Source organism: Salimicrobium humidisoli (assembly GCF_002295105.1).
In the GTDB taxonomy this organism is placed as follows: Bacteria; Bacillota; Bacilli; order Bacillales; family Halobacillaceae; genus Salimicrobium; species Salimicrobium humidisoli.
Genome location: NZ_NSGH01000004.1, coordinates 131,895 through 150,538, shown reverse-complemented (window position 1 = coordinate 150,538; position 18,644 = coordinate 131,895). Strand labels below are relative to the sequence as shown.

Here is an 18,644-nt window from a genome sequence, read left to right as displayed (position 1 = left end):
TTCACATTCTATTCTCCGGCAGCCTGAGGCACGACCGGCTTTTTCCTCAGCATCCGGGTATATATCAGAGAACGGACATCATTCGGAAGCACTCTTACGAATGTGCGGCTCGATACGTTGAACACAAATTCCGAACGAGAGATGAATCCCGATTCCAGTATCATTCGTTGAAATTTCACTTCATTCATTATATAGTCTCTCCCACCTCTGCGCCGGTACATCCCTTTTCCGGTCCTCACATCCAAAAGGACTTCCGGAATATTTTCTATTCTGCATCCCCTGCTCAGCATCCGGATCCAGAGGTAGTAATCTTCATTCCACAGGCACGTCTGGTAATTCCCGCTCTTCAGAACCGCCTGCTTCCGGAACATGACAGATACGTGATTCAGCGGGTTCCGGTATCTGGCTCGCCTCCTGATTGTTTCATATCCCGTGGGTACGGTTCTCGTATGCCTCCTGGAGTCGTTTTCATCAAACTCGGAGATCCATCCCCCTACAAGGTCCACATCCTCATGCGTTTTCAAGTAATCGATCTGCGTTTTAAACCGGTGGGGAAGACTTATATCATCACTGTCCATGCGGGCGATGACAGGATGGGAGCAGTGCCACACCCCTATTCTCAGAGCCTCCCCGAGTCCTCCGTTCTTTTCAAGAGGTACGATTTTCACTAACGGCTCATTCTCCCGCTCGAATGTCTGAAGTACTTCTTCCAGTCCATCAGTAAGTCTTCCGTCTTTTACTACGACGATTTCGTCCGGTTTCAATGTCTGTTCCACTACGCTCTCCAACGCTTCTTTGAAAAATCGGGGAGTTTCCTTATCGTATACGGAAATCAATACAGAAAATTTCATTGTCCCACCGCCCCTTTTCAGTAATCGATTCGATGTTCGAGGTGCTCCGACGCTTTTCAATGTCCGCCACTGCTCAGACTTTCTTTTCCATATTGATAAACGTTCCATTCCCTTTCGAGGCTTCAAGCAGCGCCGCTTTTTCTTTCATGAGACCGAGTTCGTATTGCCATGCGTCCCTGCACATGTCCGCTACCGTGCGTGTCGCCCGCCAGCCGATCTCCCTGTGGACTTTTCCGGTGTCCGCATAGCAGATTGCTATGTCACCTTCTCTTCGTGCTGCAAATTCATGCGGGACGCGGACGTTGTTCACCTGCTGGAACGTATGAATCAGTTCCTTCACACTCGTCCCCTTACCGGTCCCGAGGTTATAAACGACCGCCCCTGCTCCCGCGTGCTCCATCGCCTTCACGTGTCCTTCGGCAATATCCATGACGTGGACGAAGTCTCTTATACACGTGCCGTCCGGCGTATCGTAATCGTTCCCGAATATATGGAGCTTCTCTAGTTTTCCGGCCGCAACCTGAGTGATGTAAGGCATAATATTATCAGGGACGCCCCGCGGATTTTCGCCGATTCTTCCGCTCACATGAGCACCGACGGGGTTAAAATAACGGAGGATAGCTATCGAGAACTCAGGGTTCATCAGCGCAACATCACGAAGCACGCGTTCGCACATACTTTTCGTTTCTCCGTACGGGTTGATGGTCGGCTTCAGTGGCATGTGCTCTGTAAACGGAACCTGATTCTCTCCATAAACTGTAGCGGATGAGCTGAAGATGAATTTGTGTACTCCGAAAGCGTTACAGACTCTGGCCAGAGTCACAGTGCCGCTGACGTTTGTTCGGTAATAATCCAGCGCTCTCGTGAAGGACTCTTTCACAGATTTCAGTCCAGCGAAGTGCATGACCGCATCGATTGAATGTTCCGTAAATATCGTTTGTAATGCCTGTTCATCCGTTACGTCCGCCCGGTAGAAGGGGACGGGGACTCCTGTGATCTCTTCCACCTTCTTTACATTTTCCTCATATCCGTTAGTGAAGTTGTCAGCGATGACGACGGAGTATCCTGCTTCAAGCAGGGCGACACTCGTATGGGAACCCAGATATCCCGCTCCTCCCGTGACCAGAACTGTGCCTTTTGAGTTACGAATATTCTTTTTCACTTTCAATGTCCTCCTTCGTTAAAGTCTGCGAGTCCTTCAAGTAACAAAGAAAAATTAATTCTATATAACGAACAAAAGCATATATTTATCCTTTCTTACATCAAACTGTTTCGCTCCGTATCAAATCTGCGAGTTCGTTTCCACGTAATGAAGACAAGAAGTATGTTCATTACCGCACCTCCCAGACAAAAACACGCCACGGCTATAAGATCATCACCGAAAAGCCAGTATCCTGCAAACATGGCTGATATCCGAACACTTAAGGAACAGATCGTGAAGACGAGGTGGAACCCCTGCGCCGACAAAACCGGCAAAGTACTGGTACTTGGTCCCTGCAGAAATCTTGTCCATCCCCACACTGCAATCCACACGGCGTATTCCCCCGCCATCGCCCATCCTTCTCCGAAGACCAGTTCGAATAACCACGGACCGATCAGGATGACGAGGCCAAACGGAAGGAGACCTATGACACTCATCACCGCTGTCGCCTTCATCAGTATGGGAGTGATCTTTTCAAAGTTATTCGCCCCCTTTGTAATCCGGGGATAAAAAACATCTGAGACGGATTTCCCGATCAAATGAGTCGGCATATCGAGAGCGATTCTGCCTATGGCGTAAAACCCTGCGGCTACAGGAGAGAAGAAACTGCTCAACATCAGAACCGGGAACCCCTGAGAGAATCCATTCAGCAAAAGTTCCGGGGTCCGATAAGCCGGAAAGTCATAATATTTTTTCGCTAACCTCTTCATCTCCTGCGTATTCGTCTGTTTCAAAAAAGCTGTAAGTTTTCCGAGTCGAAAGTACCCGGCACCGGTCACCATAAGAAAGGATCGCAACACCTGGTTCATCGAAGTGAACAGAATCAGTACGGCTGCCATTGGGTTGAAAAGTCCGACTCCGACCATGCCTGCCTGAACGATGGTCGTCTGACCCATAATGGAACGAGCCGTAACTTTATACTGATTGTTACGAATGAGCCAGTTCTCTATAATTTGCAGACATCCTGAAAAGAAAATGACGAACGGCAGTAAATAAAGAAAAGCGGCGACCTCCTGCAAATGGAACACTGATGCGATGAGGTCACTGAATAATAGCAGCGCCACCAGTAACGTGACGTAAAAAGAAAGCCGCATCAGATTCATCGCTGTCTCTTTCGACTTCGGCAATACGATAGCAATCGGGTAGGTCAGGGCGACTGCGGGAGCCAGGATCGCGATGATCGAAGAGTAGACTCCAAACATGCCGAACGCCTCAGGTCCATATATTCTCGTTAAAAACTGAGAACTTACTACCATAATCACCTGCGCAGAGGCGGTGCCGGAAGCTACGATCACTACGTTTCTGACAAATGTTTTCCGGGATATTTTCACTAATATATTTTCCATAGGCATCCCTTCCCGAAGTTCTGATCTCTTTTTTGAATCTCCCATTGCTAGGCGTAGTAATAATAGTTTTTCTTCCTTCTTCCCATCTCATTACCGTTCAGTACCGCACCAAGGATCCTTGCCTGTGAGTGCAGGAGCACTTCCTTGGCTTTATTCGCTTCTTCTTTTCTTGTCTTCCTGCTCCGCACTACGAGAACTACTCCCTCTGTATGCGGGGCCAGTAACTGTGAATCAGTCACAGAAAGTACGGGGGGCGTGTCGAAAATAATCAGGTCGTAAGTGCTCTTCAATTCGTTCATAAGAGTCTTTACGGAACTTCCGCCCAGCAACTCAGCCGGATTCGGCGGAACCGGTCCGCTGGTTATTATATCCAGGTTCTCCACTGCTGTTTCCTGAATTACATTGGTGACGGAAGTTTTCTGACCGGCTAGATAAGTGCTGAGACCCACCCCGTTATTGGAGGAAAACGTATAATGAAGGGTCGGTTTACGCATATCGGCATCAATAAGAATCACTCTTTTCCCCTGTTCCGAAAAAACGACAGCCAGATTGGCGGCAGTTGTAGATTTACCTTCCCCAGGGCCCGGGGATGTGACGAAGAATGACCGGAGTTTGCGATCTACGGACGCAAATTCCAGATTCGTTCTGATTGTTTTGTACTGCTCTGCCGCTAAAGAATGTCTACCGTTAACAAGGTAACTGCCTCTTTTATTTACTGTCTGTTTACGAACCAATGGACTCACCTCTCATTTCCACAGTGTTAGAAGCAGGGATGGAGTCTTCTCCTTCTTCTACAATTACTTCGACACTACCCATAAACGGCACACCAAGGTTTTCGATTACGTCACTTTCTTTTCGAAGTGTCGTATCCGACGTCTCGAGGATAAAAGCGACTCCGCTTCCGACAGCCGCACTCCCCGCCAGAGCTATGAGCAGGTTCAGCATGATATTAGGGCTGAACGGGACAACCTCTCCGGCCGGAACAGCTTCCGAAAGAATCTGCACGTTATTTACGTTCATCAGTTCAGGGATACTATCTTTAAAAGTAAGAACCGTAGTATTAGCGATTTCGGCTGCTTTCTCCGGACTTGCGTCGACTACCGTGACTTTGACTACTTGCGATTCTTCGGCACTCGACACCGATATTTTGTCTTCGAGTTCGTCCGCGCTCATTTCAAGGCCCAGCCAGGAAGTCACTTTGTCGAGCACGGCAGGACTTTTAATGATGACGTTATACGTGTTGATCAGTTCGATATTCGATTTTATACTCTCCGGTGTCACTGAACTACTTTCTGCAGATGCCGGCTGAGCCTGATTGACGATGAACTCCGAGGACATCTTATATTGAGGAGTCATTACGTAAAACGTAACGAAAGCACCCGCTCCGAGCCCGAGAATTACTATGAGAGTTACAATCAGCCAGCGTCTTTTCAACATGAGCAGAAGTTCCATGGTCGAATAACCATTTTCCACTAGTAACAGCCCCTTTTGTTTTATGAATAGTAATAATGTGTCTTTTAAAGAACGAAGGGATAGTATGGCTCCCCCGGATCTATCTGATACCGAAAATGTGGGAAGTGTTAGTTAACAGGTATGTGCAGAACAGTACGAGAGAGAACGCCAGTACTACAGTTCTGATGCTCCGGCTTACGTTAGTGCCGGTCAAGCTGAGCAGGTAAGGGAAAAGGAGCATCTGTACCATCAGAAAGTCCAGGGCTATTCTCGATAGGGAAAGCGGCAGAACCAGCCGAAGTATGATTCCGAACAGCACCAGGTAGTAGAAATTATTTTTGACGTTTTTACCGGTACCGAGTATCAGAAACATTGCCATCACGACCCACACCAGCCGTTCCAGAAAGTGTTTGGCGCCCCCTTCCACAAAATCTTCGCGAACGTAGAAGGAGTATGTCTCCAGAATAGGAACACTTTCGACGATGAATGCTATCACTATGTTGATTACAGGTGAGAACGCTGTGGAGAAAAGAATAATGAAAATGAACAGTTTGTCAGGTATCTTTTTCAGACCCTTCAATACGAACGGCACGATAAGCAAAATTAATGCACTGTAGTGAATAGTAATCGCAAAGCCGATATACAAAAAGTACTTCAGTAAATTCCTCTCCAGATATTTAATGGCGTACAGAAAGACGATGATACTCATAAACTGCCTGATACCGTTGAACGAATAGAAGAAGAATCCCGACGTCAGGAAAATGAGCGTAAGTTCCGGAGCCACTTGCGCGTGATCTTTAATGATTTTGACGAGAAAGAAGAAGATGAACAGGGTGGTGAGGACGAAATACGCGTATTCATAACCTGTTACCGTACCGAGGTAATACAGAAGTTTGTGAAAAGGTTCAAAATACACATAGTCCAGATTTACATCTGCTGCCTTTTGAAGAAGAAAATAAGACTCGAAATCCGTACCGATATTTTTCCGGAAAGCGGAAAAAGTTAAAAGAGAAGCTATCAGTAAAAACCCGAGTGTTCTGTTGCGCAATTTCAAGTTTACGATTGCGAGCAGAAACGTATTTACATAGAAAGCCATCAATGCGCCCATCGGCTTTTCCTCCTGAACCCGGTAACCCTTTTCCTCCATTTGTCATTCATTACACAGCACCTTTTCCTTTCAGTACTTGCAATATGGTAAGAAAAAAGATTTTCACATCCATTTTCAATGACAGATGATCGACGTAGTGGTTATCGAAATGTACTTTCTGACCATGATTTATTTCACTTCTTCCATTTACCTGAGCCCATCCGGTGATGCCGGGTTTCACTTCCAGCCTTCTTTTCTGAGCGGCGCTGTAGCAGTTCGTGATTTCAGGCACCTCCGGTCTTGGTCCCACTATACTCATCTCGCCTTTTAAGACGTTCACCAGCTGAGGCAGTTCGTCCAGGCTGAACTTCCGAATGAACCTTCCCACTCTCGTGACATCCGGATGCCATTCGGAACAGCTTTTGAATACGAAGTCGTCCGGCACCCCGTTCGTCCAGCTGTATCTCTTTCCGTCCGATTTCTCCTCTTTCATCACTACTCGCATGGACCGGAATTTATACATACAGAAAAGTTTTCCATCCTTACCGGTGCGTGTTTGTCTGAACAGAACCGGTCCGCCGTCCTCTATATAGATGGCAGCAGCAATGAACACGTACACAGGTGTCAGAATCATGAGGAGGATCAGGCTTAAAATAATATCGAGACTTCTCTTAACGACTCCCTGAAATGATCTTCCGGAGGGACGTGGGACGGGTTTTTTCTGAACAACAGAGTTTTCCATATTATAGCCACTCCTTTTCCTGTTAAAAAATTGCCCGTTTCTTTCCTGTACTTGCTGAAGGTTCATTCCTATTAAAGGTATTTTTATTCTTTATAAAGAACGTAACGGCAAAAAATAAAAGACTCATGCTGAACCTGGATTTTTTGAAAAATACTCCCTATGTTCTTAATAAGGAACGATAAACTGGATTCACTCCTTTCACTCACCTTTTCCAATCCGGAATCTCCGCTATTATTATTCTAGTCTTGCCAATATTATACTACATCGTTTACAAAAAGCCTAGCTTTTGTTTAAAATAATGAAATATTTTATTTTATAAAGAACAAAAGGTTTACGCTCCTCCCTCGTTTCATTCTTTATAAAGAATCTTTTTGGACATATACAAGATTAACAAGAATTTATAGTTTTTCATTTCTGCTGCCCTCCCGTTCATTTCTCGCGAACGCCGCTATTCAAAAAAATGCACTTGTATGATTATAAAGAACCTTTTTTTTCACTTTCACCTAGGACTAGTGTATTATAAATTTAAACAATGACGGAATCAGAGAAAGGAGGTCGTTTAATTTGGATTCGGCTGAACATATTTATTTGAAACGTCTGGACGAGAATATCCGTGTAGTGGATCATCTTAATTCGCATTCCACGACCTCGAGAAATGTTCATAATATTACCCAGTCTCTCGCTGATAACGATCGGGAAAGTTTATATAAAGCCTTTCATTCCACAGGTTTTTCCTATGAGGATTATCCTGATCCGGAACAGTGGAAGAGTATCCGCTTCTTTTGGAAGAGCATTCTCGCTTCCGCAAGTCTTCAATCTGAAGTTAGGCACCTCACCTTGATGTCCATGGCACAGATATTCTCCCTGTTTCATACGATTGATGAGATGAAAGCTGAGCAGGCAGAGGAGGGGGCCCGTTTTTTGACGGATAAAATCATCGATCTGTACGCTTCGAGCGTCAAGGAATTTGATACGATAACGAATCAGCATGTCGCCAAGGCCATCCAGTTCATCAACACGAAACTGAAATCCCGCGATCTGCAGCTGAGTACTATAGCAGAAGAACTCGATATCTCCTCTCCTTATCTGTCTTCTATATTCCAGAAAGAAATGCAGGAAACGATCACTTCCTATATCCACCGCAAGAAAATAAAAGCTTCCACGGAACATCTTATCTTTACCAACTATTCAATCAAGAATGTGGCTCTGGAATACGGATACTCATCGGTGACCTCTTACGGAAGGAAATTCAGGGAAGTCATGGGAACGACTCCTCTCAAGTACCGGAAAGCCCATTCGTTCTGAAATATCTCTTCTGAATTATACCGCCCATCGACTTTTGTGGTAAAATAAAGAATAAAGGTTTCGCAACGCGAACCGGTACTACCACTACACTTGGAAAGTAGGGTTTCATTTGAAGAAACTTGGAAAGATTACTGCAATTGTCGTTATTTTATTGTTTTTCGGGGCCGGGACGTACGCCGGATATGTATACAGCCAGGCAGAAACGACGGTAAACAGCAACATGCATTCACCAATCGGCTCTATCGATCATGAAGAAACGAAGAAAAAAGTCGAAGATAAGGAAACGATCAACATTCTGCTGATGGGCGTGGATGAACGGGATGGGGACCGCGGGAGATCGGACACCCTCCTCGTCGCTTCCGTCCAGCCATCCAATGAGAAGACCAGAATGATCAGCATTCCGAGGGACACGCGGACGACTCTCGGGGGTAACGAACCGGAAAGCGGACGGATGGATAAAATCAACCACGCTTACGCTTTCGGCGGAGTGGACATGGCTGTGGATACGGTAGAGAATTTCATGGACATGGACCTTGACTACTACGTAAGAATCAACATGGAAGGTCTCGTCGAACTTGTAGATGCTGTGAACGGGGTGACGGTCACAAATGACAGAGCCTTCAGTCAGGGAGGCGTCGACTTCCCGACAGGAGAAATCAGCCTGAACGGGGATGAAGCCCTTAATTACGTAAGAATGAGAAAGAATGATCCAAATGGTGACCTCGGCCGTAACGAGAGACAGCGTGAAGTGATCAAAGGTGTCGTGGATAAAGCCGCTTCCTTCTCTTCGGTCAGCAAAATCCAGGGAATTCTGGATGTTCTCGGCGGCAACGTCACGACGAACGCCGACTTCGATACGATGAAGATGCTGTTCCAGGATTACCGGAAGTCCGGTCAAAATATCGACACCTACCAGATGAAAGGCAGCGGCGTCACCATCGACGGTGTCTATTACATGCAGATGCCCGATGACGAAATCGCCAAAGCGAAATCTCTCATCAACGGTAACTAATAACATTCACACAGGAAGAAGCCTGACGGACCACCATCCGTCAGGCTTCTTTGTCGTTATACGAGAGTCAGTTTGCTTGCTGTTTTATCTTCCGAAATGAGTTCTTCAAACGAATAGCGTTTCTCGACGAAGATCTGGTGCCACAGCATAAACATGAGTACCGTCCATATCTTCCGGCTGTAATCATGTTTGCCGCTCCGGTGCGTTTCCAGGAGATTGAGGACGTACTCCTTATGGAAATACCGCCCGGTTTCACTTTCGGAAATAAGCGTCCGTGCCCACTCATACATTTCATTCTTCAGCCACTCACGGATCGGTACGGGGAACCCGAGCTTTTTCCTGCCCAGCACGTGTTCCGGCACAATGCCTTCCGCCGCTTCCCGCAAAATGTGCTTCGTGGTTCCGTTCGCTATTTTCAGATCCGCCGGTATATGCTTCGCTACGTCATATACTTCCTTATCCAGGAACGGAACACGCAGCTCAAGCGAGTGAGCCATCGTCATCCGGTCCGCTTTCAGCAGGATGTCGCCGCGCAGCCAGGTGTGGATATCCACGTTCTGCATCTGGTGAACGTAATCATAATCCTCCATAGCATCAAACAGGTTTTCCGTCACTTTCTGATACGGAGGTGCTGCGTGGTTTCGAAGCAATTCCTGCTTCTCTTTCTCCTCGAACATTTTCGCATTTCCTATATAGCGGTCCCGGAGCGGGGTCGTACCGCGTTCAAGAAAACTTTTCCCCTTCACCCCTTCAGGCATGATCGACGCGACGCGGTTCAGCCAGTGGTTCACCGCCCCGGGCATTTTCGTGAAGGCCTTCAACGACTGAGGTTCCCGGTAGATGTTGTAGCCCCCGAACAGCTCGTCCGCTCCTTCGCCGGAGAGCACGACGGTGGAGTGCCTGCGCGCTTCTCTTGCGACGAAATACAGAGGAACGCAGGCAGGATCGGCAAGAGGATCATCCATGTGGTACATGATTTTCGGAAGTTTCCGTACATACTCTTCCGGTGAAATCATGTAGGAATGGTTCTCCACCCCGAGCTTCTCCGCGGTTTCCCGGGCTACATCCACTTCGGAGTACCCTTCTCTTTCGAATCCGACCGAAAACGTGCGGAGGCCGGGATGGATGTCCCTGGCCATGGCCACGATCAGACTGGAGTCGATGCCTCCGGAGAGGAAAGAACCGACTTCGACGTCACTCCGCATATGTTTCTCCACCGAATCATACATAACGTCGCGTACACGATGGACCCACTTACTTTGTTCCATGATTACGGGAGTGAACCCGGGGTGCCAGTACTGCGTGAACGTCACAGTCCCGCCCGGCTTCTGGATAAAATAGTGACCGGCCGGCACTTTCCGGATACTATCCGTCATCGTCCATGGTTCGGGAACATACTGGAAACTTAAATAATGGCTCAGAGCTTCCTTGTCCACTTCGGACGAATCATCTTCAAGCGTGAGACACTTCTTCTCCGAGGCGAAATATGTCCCCTCTTCCTCCACCGTGTAGTACATCGGTTTGATTCCGAAAGGGTCTCTGGCTCCGTACATCGTCTCTTCCTGCTTGTCCCAGAGAAGAATGGCGAACATGCCGCGCAGACGACGGAACGCGTCTTCACGCTTCGCTTCGAAAAGAGCGGCGATGACTTCCGTGTCGGAATCGGTGGTGAACGTGTAGCCTTCTCCCTGCAGTTCTGCCTTAAGCTCAATATAGTTATAGATCTCTCCATTGAATACGAGGGAATATCTTTCATTTTCGTAGCTCAGCGGCTGCTGGCCGTTCTCGATATCTATGATGCTCAGCCGCCGGAACCCGAAAGATATATAGTCGTTATGGAATATCCCTTCCTCATCCGGACCGCGATGCGTAAGAAGATCGTTCTTCTTACGGAACAGCAGCCTCTCTTCATCTGTCATATGCCGGGGGACGTTTCTGAGGACGCCGATGAAACCGCACATAGTTTAACCTCCTTCAATCAACACAGGGCTATTATATCACTACCAGAGTTTTGATATGAATCTTTCATCCCCGTTCATTCGAATATAAGCCTGCCCTGATAAAACATTAGTTTCACGTATTCCCTGAAAGCAGTCCGATGCTGCTCTTCCGTCAGCTCGCTTCCGGGATCGAACGGGGTATCTGCCGTCGCATAGCTTACGTCTGTATTTTCATTTCCGATCACTTTATCAAAAACAATTTTCGTTCTCCTGGAGTGGTAGTCGTCTGTAACGACCAGCAGCGTCCGTATCTCTTCTTCCTTCACTATCTTTTCCATATTCCTCGCTTCCTCCCACGTGCTTTCCGCTTCCGGAACACCGGTGACGGCGGCCGTCTTCAGTTCGGGGAACGCTTCTATGTCCTCCTGCTGAACACCACCCGAGAGGATGATGCGGCCGGAATATCTCCCGTTGTATAACTCAAGACCGCGCTCCACCCGACCTGGGCTCCCGTCCAGCACGTATATCACCTCGGAAGGCTTCGGTTTCGCTTCGATAACGAGAAAATCACGCCCGAGTACAGAGAACGTAATAACGATGCCGAGAAGCATCAGGAAGAAGATCAGAAGAACACCGGCGATCACTTTTTTCTTCGTTTGCATGACAGACCTCCCCCGTCTATTAAAAAAAGGCACCCCGTAAAGGAGTGCCGGTGCTTACCCACGTGTAGCGAGGAACCACGGGTTATGCAGATCCTCTTTGTTGTATTCGAGAGAGTGGATGGAGTTTGCGACACCGACGGAACCGCCGGCGAGCTCGACGATTGCCTGACCTGCGGCTGTATCCCACTCCATCGTCGGAGCATAGCGCGGATAGTAGTCGGCCACCCCTTCCGCTACCAGGCAGAATTTAAGAGAACTTCCGGCGGAGACGGTTTCGACGGAATCATACGTCATCTTAAGATCCCCGATGAACTCCTTCGTATCCTCGGACATGTGCGAACGGCTCGCGACGACGCGTGCCGTATCTCCTGCTGCTGGGAGAGCCGGGAGAACCGTCGCTTTTTTCTCCCACTCCGGGCGCAGTACGGAAGTGAGCTTAAAGGATCCTTTCCCTTCGACGGCTACGTAAAGGTCTTCGAGCGCCGGAGCGTACACGACACCGAATACCGGTTTTCCGTCTTTGATCCGGGCGATGTTCACGGTGAACTCCCCATTTTTCTTCAGAAATTCCTTCGTGCCATCAAGCGGGTCGACGAGCCAGAATTCGCCCCACTCTTTACGCTCTTCGTAAGAGATGGAACTTCCTTCTTCGCTCAAAATCGGAAGGGACTCTTCCCCCTCTTCCAGTTTCTTCACGATAATGTCATGAGCGGCACGGTCCGCCCGGGTGAGCGGTGAATCGTCCTCTTTCGTTTCGACATCGAAGTCTTCGCTTTCATAAATCTTCATAATTTCCTGACCTGCCTTAAGAGCAGCTGCAATCGCTTGTTCCATATGTTTCTCCCCCTAGTTCACTATAATTTATTGTTTATTATACATGATTCCCCGCCGGAGGGCCTCTACTTCCCTACTCTCCGGGGATCTTTCCTGGCTGTCCTTTTCCTTAATATGAACAGAAGCACCACGGCGAGCAGTGCCGTCGCGGCGAACAGGGTTATTCCTAGCGGACTCGTCCAAAAAAAGGAAGCGTCCGAGGAACCTCTGACGTCACTGGTGGGAAGGGCGTACACGTTCGAGTCCTGACTCCCGACAATCAGAGTTCCGTTCATCAGTACCGGGCCGGAGGGGGCCAGGACTCCTCCGAGTTCCTTACTCCCGAGCAGCTCATACGTTTCGGTATCGAAAGCGTACACGAACCCTTCTTTATCTGTGAAGTACACGGTCCCGTCTTCCGCAACCGGAGGCGCCTTACTAACGTTCGCCTCGTACTTCCAATTCTGTTCCCCGTCCGCCGCGTTGTAAGCGTAATAGGATTTGGTAATCGGACTCGCGACGAATACCTGGTCTTCATAAATCATCGGGGCTCCCGACTTATTATTTTTCACCATTTCCCCCTGGCCGAGGCTGTCTTTCCATTTCATCTCTCCGTTGTCCGTATTCATGGCGTAGATCATGTGGGTGGGATTGTCGTCCTCTTCCCCCTCAAGGGCTGTTGTAATAACGGAATCTTCATAAATGACAGGCGGTACGTCATCAAGACCCGCATAAGCTTCCGGGAATTCCGTCTGCCAGCTGATTTCTTCCTTTTCAAGATCGACGGCTGTGAATGTGTAAGGCGTAGGCGCCCCTCCCCCTACGTACAGCATCCCGTCTTCAATCGTCGGAGAGGACATACTCATCACGTGGCCGAGTTCTAAGTTCCACTCTTCTTCCCCGCTCTCTGCATCCACGGCATACAGGTGTCGATCTCCGGCTACAATGTATACCGTCCCGTCATGAAAGGCCGGTGTCGGCATCACCTCGCCGTCGGTTTCAAACTTCCAGCGGGTCTCCCCCGTTTCGGGATTCAGACTGAGAACCCCACTGTCTTCTGTTCCTCTCGTTCCATTTTCTTTAAAATAGCGGTTTCCGAAACCTACGAACAGATTATCTTCGGCATAAATCATTTCCGAGTGTACCCAGTTCGGAGCTTTTGCTTCCCAGTTCATCGTACCCTCGACCAGATTATAAGAGTAAAGATCGCCGGACTCGTGATTTCCTATGTAGGCATTGTTACCGACAATCACGGGAGTCGACCGTATCTGGTTGTTCGTTTCGATGACATCCTGTATCTCTTCGTCGAAACTGCTGTTGTACACGGGGTTGTTTTCGGAATTCATCCGGTACTCCGTCCACTCCTCCGGACCGACTTTCGCAGCAGATGCCTGTTCGGTCATCATCAGGCTCCCCGTCAAAAATAAAGCGGATAACATTACATTACGGACTCGTTTCTTCATCGGTGACCTCCTCCATCGTGATAGACGTTCTCTTATTATACTTACCAAACTTACCCTTCTCCCCGTAGCGAAAACGTATACAAATAATTGGCTTGCCGTTTTTTTCTCTCTTGAATTCCCAGTATATCATCGATAGCATGTAGATGGAATGCAAGGAGAGGAGAGGTTTTATTATGGTCAAGAAAACGATTCTGTGGACGCTTGGTATTCTGCTTCTTGCCGGAGCGGGGACCTGGGGTTACTTTTACATAACAGGTACGGAAAACACCGAAACGAAAGAAGAGGAGCCGTCCGATTCCAAAGACGGGAAACCGGGGAAAAAGGAAGAGGAGAAAAAAGTCGAAGAGCTGTCTGAGGAAAAGTTCGAGGAATCCTCGGACGAGGAGGAACTGAATCCGTTCGGGGATGAGAAGAAAGCTGACACTGTCCCTGAATCGACCATCCGGGATTACATCCACCAGATGAGCCACCAGAAAGTGCAGGCCGAACAGAAGTGGGGTTTTTACCGTATAACCGAGGAGCGAATCAATTGGCTCTCCGATAAAGTGAAGAGGAATGAATACAGTGAAGGGGATCAGTATGAAAATATACTGAATGCCTGGAGTAACGGGAATTTCAGCAACGTCGATGAACACCACAATATTATATGGAGGATGCAGGGCGGAAACGTCGGCAAAGCGACCGGCGTCCTGAGCGAAGAGGAAGAACAGGCGTATATCGAATCCGCCCAGTAACAGAAAAGCCATAGCCGAATCGCCGGCTATGGCTTCTTTGTTTCTGATTATTTAATGTTTCTGACTTACGTTAACGTCCATCTGCGGATAAGGGATAGACAATTCATCATTTTCAAACCATTTCTTCACGTCTTCCATTACGTCGAAATGCACGGTCCAGTAGTCCTCCGACTTCGACCAGACGCGTACGGTATAAACGACGGCACTCTCTCCGTGTTCGGAAATTTTAACGAACGGAGCCGGATCCTGAAACACGAGAGGATGCTTACTGACGATTTCCGTAAGAGACTGGATCACATAGTCAGCGTTCGTTTCATATCCTGCTCCGAACGCAAAGTCCACACGTCTCGTTTCCTTGACGTTGTAGTTCGTCAGTCCAGTGTTGGACAAAGAAGCGTTCGGCACGAAGATTACTTTGTTGTCGGGAGTGACGAGCTCCGTATAAAGTATTTTGATCCCCTGTACAGTACCGCTGTAGCCACCGCCTTCCACATAGTCTCCGACCCGGATCGGGCGAAGGGTAAGCAGCAGCACACCGCCGGCGAAGTTAGCCAGCGCCCCCTGGAAGGCAAGACCAATAGCGAACCCGGCAGCTGCAATAATAGCGACGAAAGATGTGATATCCACGCCGAGAATCTGAACGACTGTCAATACCAGCAAGATTTTCAGAATCGTCCCGGCCATGGAAGTCAGGAACGGCTTCAGCGTATCGTCCATTTTCGAACGATCAATTCCTTTAGCTACGAATTTCGTTATAACTCGGATAACTGCAAGTCCCACAAGCAGTACAATAAGCGCAAGAGCTATGCTCTTGGCGATAGGTAAAACAATTTCCAACCAATCCACGAAAAACTCCTCCTCTTAATCAATGAATATTTTATAAATTCCTACCCTATCTTACATTCTTTTCATTCAGCGAACAACGTAAAAAATGGAAATTACCGATTAGCAGCAGTTACAAGTCCGAACATAAAAAAGAGCAGAAGAATCCTCTGCCCCGCTCTCCTTACTTATTCATAAATCTCTCTGTCTCCTCATCTTCCTTTTTCACTTTTCTGTACCTGTCTTTGAACCATAGCGGATTAAGCATATGTCGCGTCAGGATTTTCACTTTCTGTTTCCTTAACGCCCGATACACGTTCCATATTTTACGTATGCCGAATTTCCGTGCGCCCAGCAGGTAGTAACGTCCGTTCGGTTCGATAATTTCAAACTCTTCTTTTGATAAGTGGTCTTTCAGAAAATAATGTTCCCTCAGAAAAACGTGGCACCTCGTATCAAATGATCTCTCCGTTATGAAGGTGGTCAAACTGCCGCTGTCTTTCGTAGCACAGTAGATTCGTTCGTCAGAAGCATATACCTCCTGCGCATAATAGCCCGTCTTAACGGAAAATAGGACGTCGTTGGCGTGCATGACTTCGTCGAACTTAATGTAATTCTTCATGATTAACGAACGACGGAACAGCTTCGACCACGGAACCTCGAACTGATACCTCAATTTCAGTTCAGCTATACGGTTCTTTTCCTTCAGGTAACTCTTTACAAGAACCTCATACTTCGCATGTCTGTCCGCCTCGTCGTCAGTATTGTTATACACACTTATCGGTGTGAAATATACGATATCATACTCACTTTCAAAAAACGCACTTACCTTTTCATAAAAACCGTCCAGAAAGTAATCATCCGCATCAGCGAACAGAATCCACTGACCAGATGCGTAATACAGACCTTCGTTTCTTGCAGCGCCTGCACTTTTCTTACCAATTCCGTTCGCCAGAAACAGAAGACGGTGTTTATAAAACTTATCACTCAGAACTTCCAACTTTGCTTTTTCAGTGGGGGCACTGTGGTCGTCTACGATAATAATTTCAAGTGAATGACGGGCAGGGATAGAGGCAATAAGTCGCTCCAGGGACCCGGAGGAATTGAAGTGGGGAACGATGATTGATAATTTCACCAACATATACCCTCTCCTTTTAGCGAATTCGTCACGGCAGCCTATATAAAATATCATTCTTTATAATCTATTATAATTCATTATAAGAAACAAAACAACAAAAATAAAAACACTTCCTGACTGGAACTGTTCGCGCAGAATAAGCTCGGAAAGCTCTATGTAAAACGAGAAAAGATTCGGATAGGAAAAAAGGGGAAACTTTTAAGTACTAAAAGTTTCCCCTTTGCCAGGCCACCCGAACACCTGTAAAACGATTTACTTTTCCACAGGTTCAATACTATTATCTTCAATCGCGTATATGCCCTTAGTTAAGTCCGTACCTCCGGAAACGTCCTTCAGGCAATTCTTCATCTGATCATTCATATTAAGGATGATCATATATTTTGATTCTTTTATACTTTGCTGTATGGAGTCTTTCTTTTCTTTCGACTCACAAGTGAAGAACTGATCCGTATTTTCACTCAGTCGTTCATAATTCATCATATGTCTTATATAACCATTGTCATCATTTTCAGCCGCTTTGATGATAGTTATATTGTCCGCAGTGGTGATGTCAGTATGTGAATGCAAAGCCTGATATTGAGTAAGTAACTGGTCTCGCACGCCACCTTCCGTATCTTGGAATAATTCTCCCACATTCGGAAGCAAAGGTATCGTAATCAAAACAGAGCAGCCGATAATCGTTTTCTGCAGCCAATTGACCTTGGCCGTTACATTCTTTTTCTGATACAAATGCCCATTAATTACAAAAAGCATACTACCTATGAGAAAAATGACGATAGAAGCCTGGTACCGGTCAAAACCTGCCAAGTACGCAGCTTCCACTTCAGGCATGATGAATAAGTACAAAATATACAGAAAACCTATGTATACCAGATAAATCATATTTAAATAAATCACATTATAAAGTAGAGACGCTAAATTTTTTCTGAAGAAGAAAAAGGAGCTTACAAGGACGACTATAGCTAAAACGTCTACTAAAATCAGTGTCATAAATTCCACTGACGAGAAGTTGAACGCATAACTTATGAGATGAGGCAGCAGATTTTGTATAAACTCTTCGGAACGATCAATATTGAATATATCCATCGTAATAGCAAACCGATTTTCTTCGTAATCTATCGAATATGCTTTCTTCTGATACTGCCCCCACAGATAATTGATGAATAAAGGTATCACAACCGTAGAGGCCAGAGCTTGCATCACTAATTTCCACGTTATATTTTTATAAATAAACACTCTTCTCGCCAAAAGCAGTACAATCCAGGCGACCAGGAAGCCGAAGAAAATTTTGCCGCTGTCTTTAGTCAAAACGATCATTGATAATAAAGGAGCACTGAGCAGGGAGAGACGGAAAATATTATTTCTGTAATAAAATATAACTGCAAACGTCGCTATAGAGAGGTAACCTAATACAGTATCCACTATCAGCGAACTTAAGGCAAAAGGCAGGACCAGTACAGAACACACTGAAGCTGTTAAAGGAATGACTACGGACATCGGGCGCTTCCAGGCAGAAAAAGCGAACAAAGTCGTAAGAAAGCTTGCGGTTAACAGACTTTGAGCAATGAGAGACATGCTTTCAGAGAAACCGACTATTTTCACCGTAAAATATATAAATAGCGCCGTGCCCGGCGGATAATTCCGGTAGGTGATAATTGTAGAGTCGTCCGGCAGAATATCTTTTGTGATCATCTCTTTTACGATAAGAGCCCAATGGCTGAAATTATCATAGTATACAAAGATTGAATTATGTAATAAGAGTACAAATACAACAGTTAAAAGAGAAAAAAACACAATTGCCGGACTATATAACTGAGCTACGGATAATTTATGTTTATAAATCATGAACAGTCCCGCAATGAATAAAATAACGCCTATGATAAATAAAGAGTAAGCTGTGAAAACCAGAATATTCAAGAGGCCTGCGAAAAACATCAGCACAGTAATACTTGAAACGATAATCGCAGGTATGAAGGAAGGGTTTATGCTGAATCTAAACAGAATAAACATCCCGTAACCTGCAAGAGAAATCATAAATGCGATAAAAAGCAATAGGACCACAGTTTAACCCTCCTT

General features: G+C 46.7%; 17 protein-coding genes. 3 read left to right on the top strand and 14 right to left on the bottom strand.

The features are described 5' to 3' along the window. Positions 1–8: 8 nt before the first annotated feature. The 7 genes from CKW00_RS03920 to CKW00_RS03890 form a co-directional block, all read right to left on the bottom strand. Positions 9–851 (bottom strand): glycosyltransferase, encoded by an 843-nt coding sequence (locus CKW00_RS03920; RefSeq protein ID WP_095821471.1) that lies wholly within the window; start codon positions 849–851, stop codon positions 9–11. Positions 852–924: 73 nt separating this feature from the next. Continuing rightward, entirely contained in the window at positions 925–2,013 is a 1,089-nt protein-coding gene (gene galE / locus CKW00_RS03915; RefSeq protein ID WP_095821470.1) for a UDP-glucose 4-epimerase GalE, read from the bottom strand. Positions 2,014–2,108: 95 nt separating this feature from the next. Continuing rightward, positions 2,109–3,443 carry a lipopolysaccharide biosynthesis protein gene (locus tag CKW00_RS03910; protein WP_233129706.1) on the bottom strand — a complete coding sequence of 445 codons (1,335 nt, stop codon included), beginning with the start codon at positions 3,441–3,443 and terminating at the stop codon, positions 2,109–2,111. Positions 3,444–3,445: 2 nt separating this feature from the next. Further along, entirely contained in the window at positions 3,446–4,132 is a 687-nt protein-coding gene (locus CKW00_RS03905) for a CpsD/CapB family tyrosine-protein kinase (protein WP_095821469.1), read from the bottom strand. Continuing rightward, positions 4,122–4,871, bottom strand: a complete 750-nt coding sequence (locus CKW00_RS03900) for a YveK family protein (protein WP_233129704.1) — start codon at positions 4,869–4,871, stop codon at positions 4,122–4,124. The genes CKW00_RS03905 and CKW00_RS03900 overlap by 11 nt, the downstream gene beginning before the upstream one ends. Before the next feature lie 79 nt (positions 4,872–4,950). Then, entirely contained in the window at positions 4,951–5,958 is a 1,008-nt protein-coding gene (locus tag CKW00_RS03895) for an EpsG family protein (RefSeq protein WP_158221272.1), read from the bottom strand. A 49-nt stretch (positions 5,959–6,007) separates the two neighbouring features. Beyond that, positions 6,008–6,679 (bottom strand): sugar transferase, encoded by a 672-nt coding sequence (locus CKW00_RS03890; protein WP_095821467.1) that lies wholly within the window; start codon positions 6,677–6,679, stop codon positions 6,008–6,010. 564 nt (positions 6,680–7,243) lie between these two features. Between CKW00_RS03890 and CKW00_RS03885 the strand changes: the two genes are divergently transcribed. Continuing rightward, on the top strand, positions 7,244–7,984 hold the full coding sequence (locus CKW00_RS03885) for a helix-turn-helix domain-containing protein (RefSeq protein ID WP_095821466.1): 741 nt from the start codon (positions 7,244–7,246) through the stop codon (positions 7,982–7,984). Between the two features lie 109 nt (positions 7,985–8,093). After that, on the top strand, positions 8,094–8,996 hold the full coding sequence (locus CKW00_RS03880) for an LCP family glycopolymer transferase (RefSeq protein ID WP_095821465.1): 903 nt from the start codon (positions 8,094–8,096) through the stop codon (positions 8,994–8,996). 56 nt (positions 8,997–9,052) lie between these two features. On the opposite strand, the gene asnB is transcribed toward CKW00_RS03880, so the two are convergent. From asnB to CKW00_RS03860, 4 genes are all read right to left on the bottom strand, one after another. Beyond that, a complete protein-coding gene (asnB, locus tag CKW00_RS03875; protein WP_095821464.1) occupies positions 9,053–10,957 on the bottom strand; it encodes an asparagine synthase (glutamine-hydrolyzing) in 1,905 nt (634 codons plus the stop codon). Between the two features lie 74 nt (positions 10,958–11,031). Further along, complete coding sequence (locus CKW00_RS03870; RefSeq protein WP_095821463.1) at positions 11,032–11,598, bottom strand: YdcF family protein; 567 nt, start codon at positions 11,596–11,598, stop codon at positions 11,032–11,034. Positions 11,599–11,652: 54 nt separating this feature from the next. After that, a complete protein-coding gene (cysQ, locus tag CKW00_RS03865; RefSeq protein ID WP_095821462.1) occupies positions 11,653–12,432 on the bottom strand; it encodes a 3'(2'),5'-bisphosphate nucleotidase CysQ in 780 nt (259 codons plus the stop codon). A gap of 65 nt (positions 12,433–12,497) precedes the next feature. Further along, positions 12,498–13,874, bottom strand: coding sequence for an outer membrane protein assembly factor BamB family protein (locus CKW00_RS03860; protein WP_095821461.1), 1,377 nt, complete (start codon positions 13,872–13,874; stop codon positions 12,498–12,500). Positions 13,875–14,047: 173 nt separating this feature from the next. Here CKW00_RS03860 and CKW00_RS03855 point away from each other — a divergent pair, with 173 nt between their 5' ends. Beyond that, positions 14,048–14,608, top strand: coding sequence for a DUF6241 domain-containing protein (locus CKW00_RS03855; protein WP_095821460.1), 561 nt, complete (start codon positions 14,048–14,050; stop codon positions 14,606–14,608). Positions 14,609–14,659: 51 nt separating this feature from the next. On the opposite strand, the gene CKW00_RS03850 is transcribed toward CKW00_RS03855, so the two are convergent. The 3 genes from CKW00_RS03850 to CKW00_RS03840 form a co-directional block, all read right to left on the bottom strand. After that, on the bottom strand, positions 14,660–15,454 hold the full coding sequence (locus tag CKW00_RS03850) for a mechanosensitive ion channel family protein (protein ID WP_095821459.1): 795 nt from the start codon (positions 15,452–15,454) through the stop codon (positions 14,660–14,662). A 160-nt stretch (positions 15,455–15,614) separates the two neighbouring features. Then, positions 15,615–16,571, bottom strand: coding sequence for a glycosyltransferase family 2 protein (locus tag CKW00_RS03845; RefSeq protein WP_158221271.1), 957 nt, complete (start codon positions 16,569–16,571; stop codon positions 15,615–15,617). Between the two features lie 249 nt (positions 16,572–16,820). After that, positions 16,821–18,629 carry a hypothetical protein gene (locus CKW00_RS03840; protein ID WP_095821457.1) on the bottom strand — a complete coding sequence of 603 codons (1,809 nt, stop codon included), beginning with the start codon at positions 18,627–18,629 and terminating at the stop codon, positions 16,821–16,823. Between the last annotated feature and the right edge of the window lie 15 nt (positions 18,630–18,644).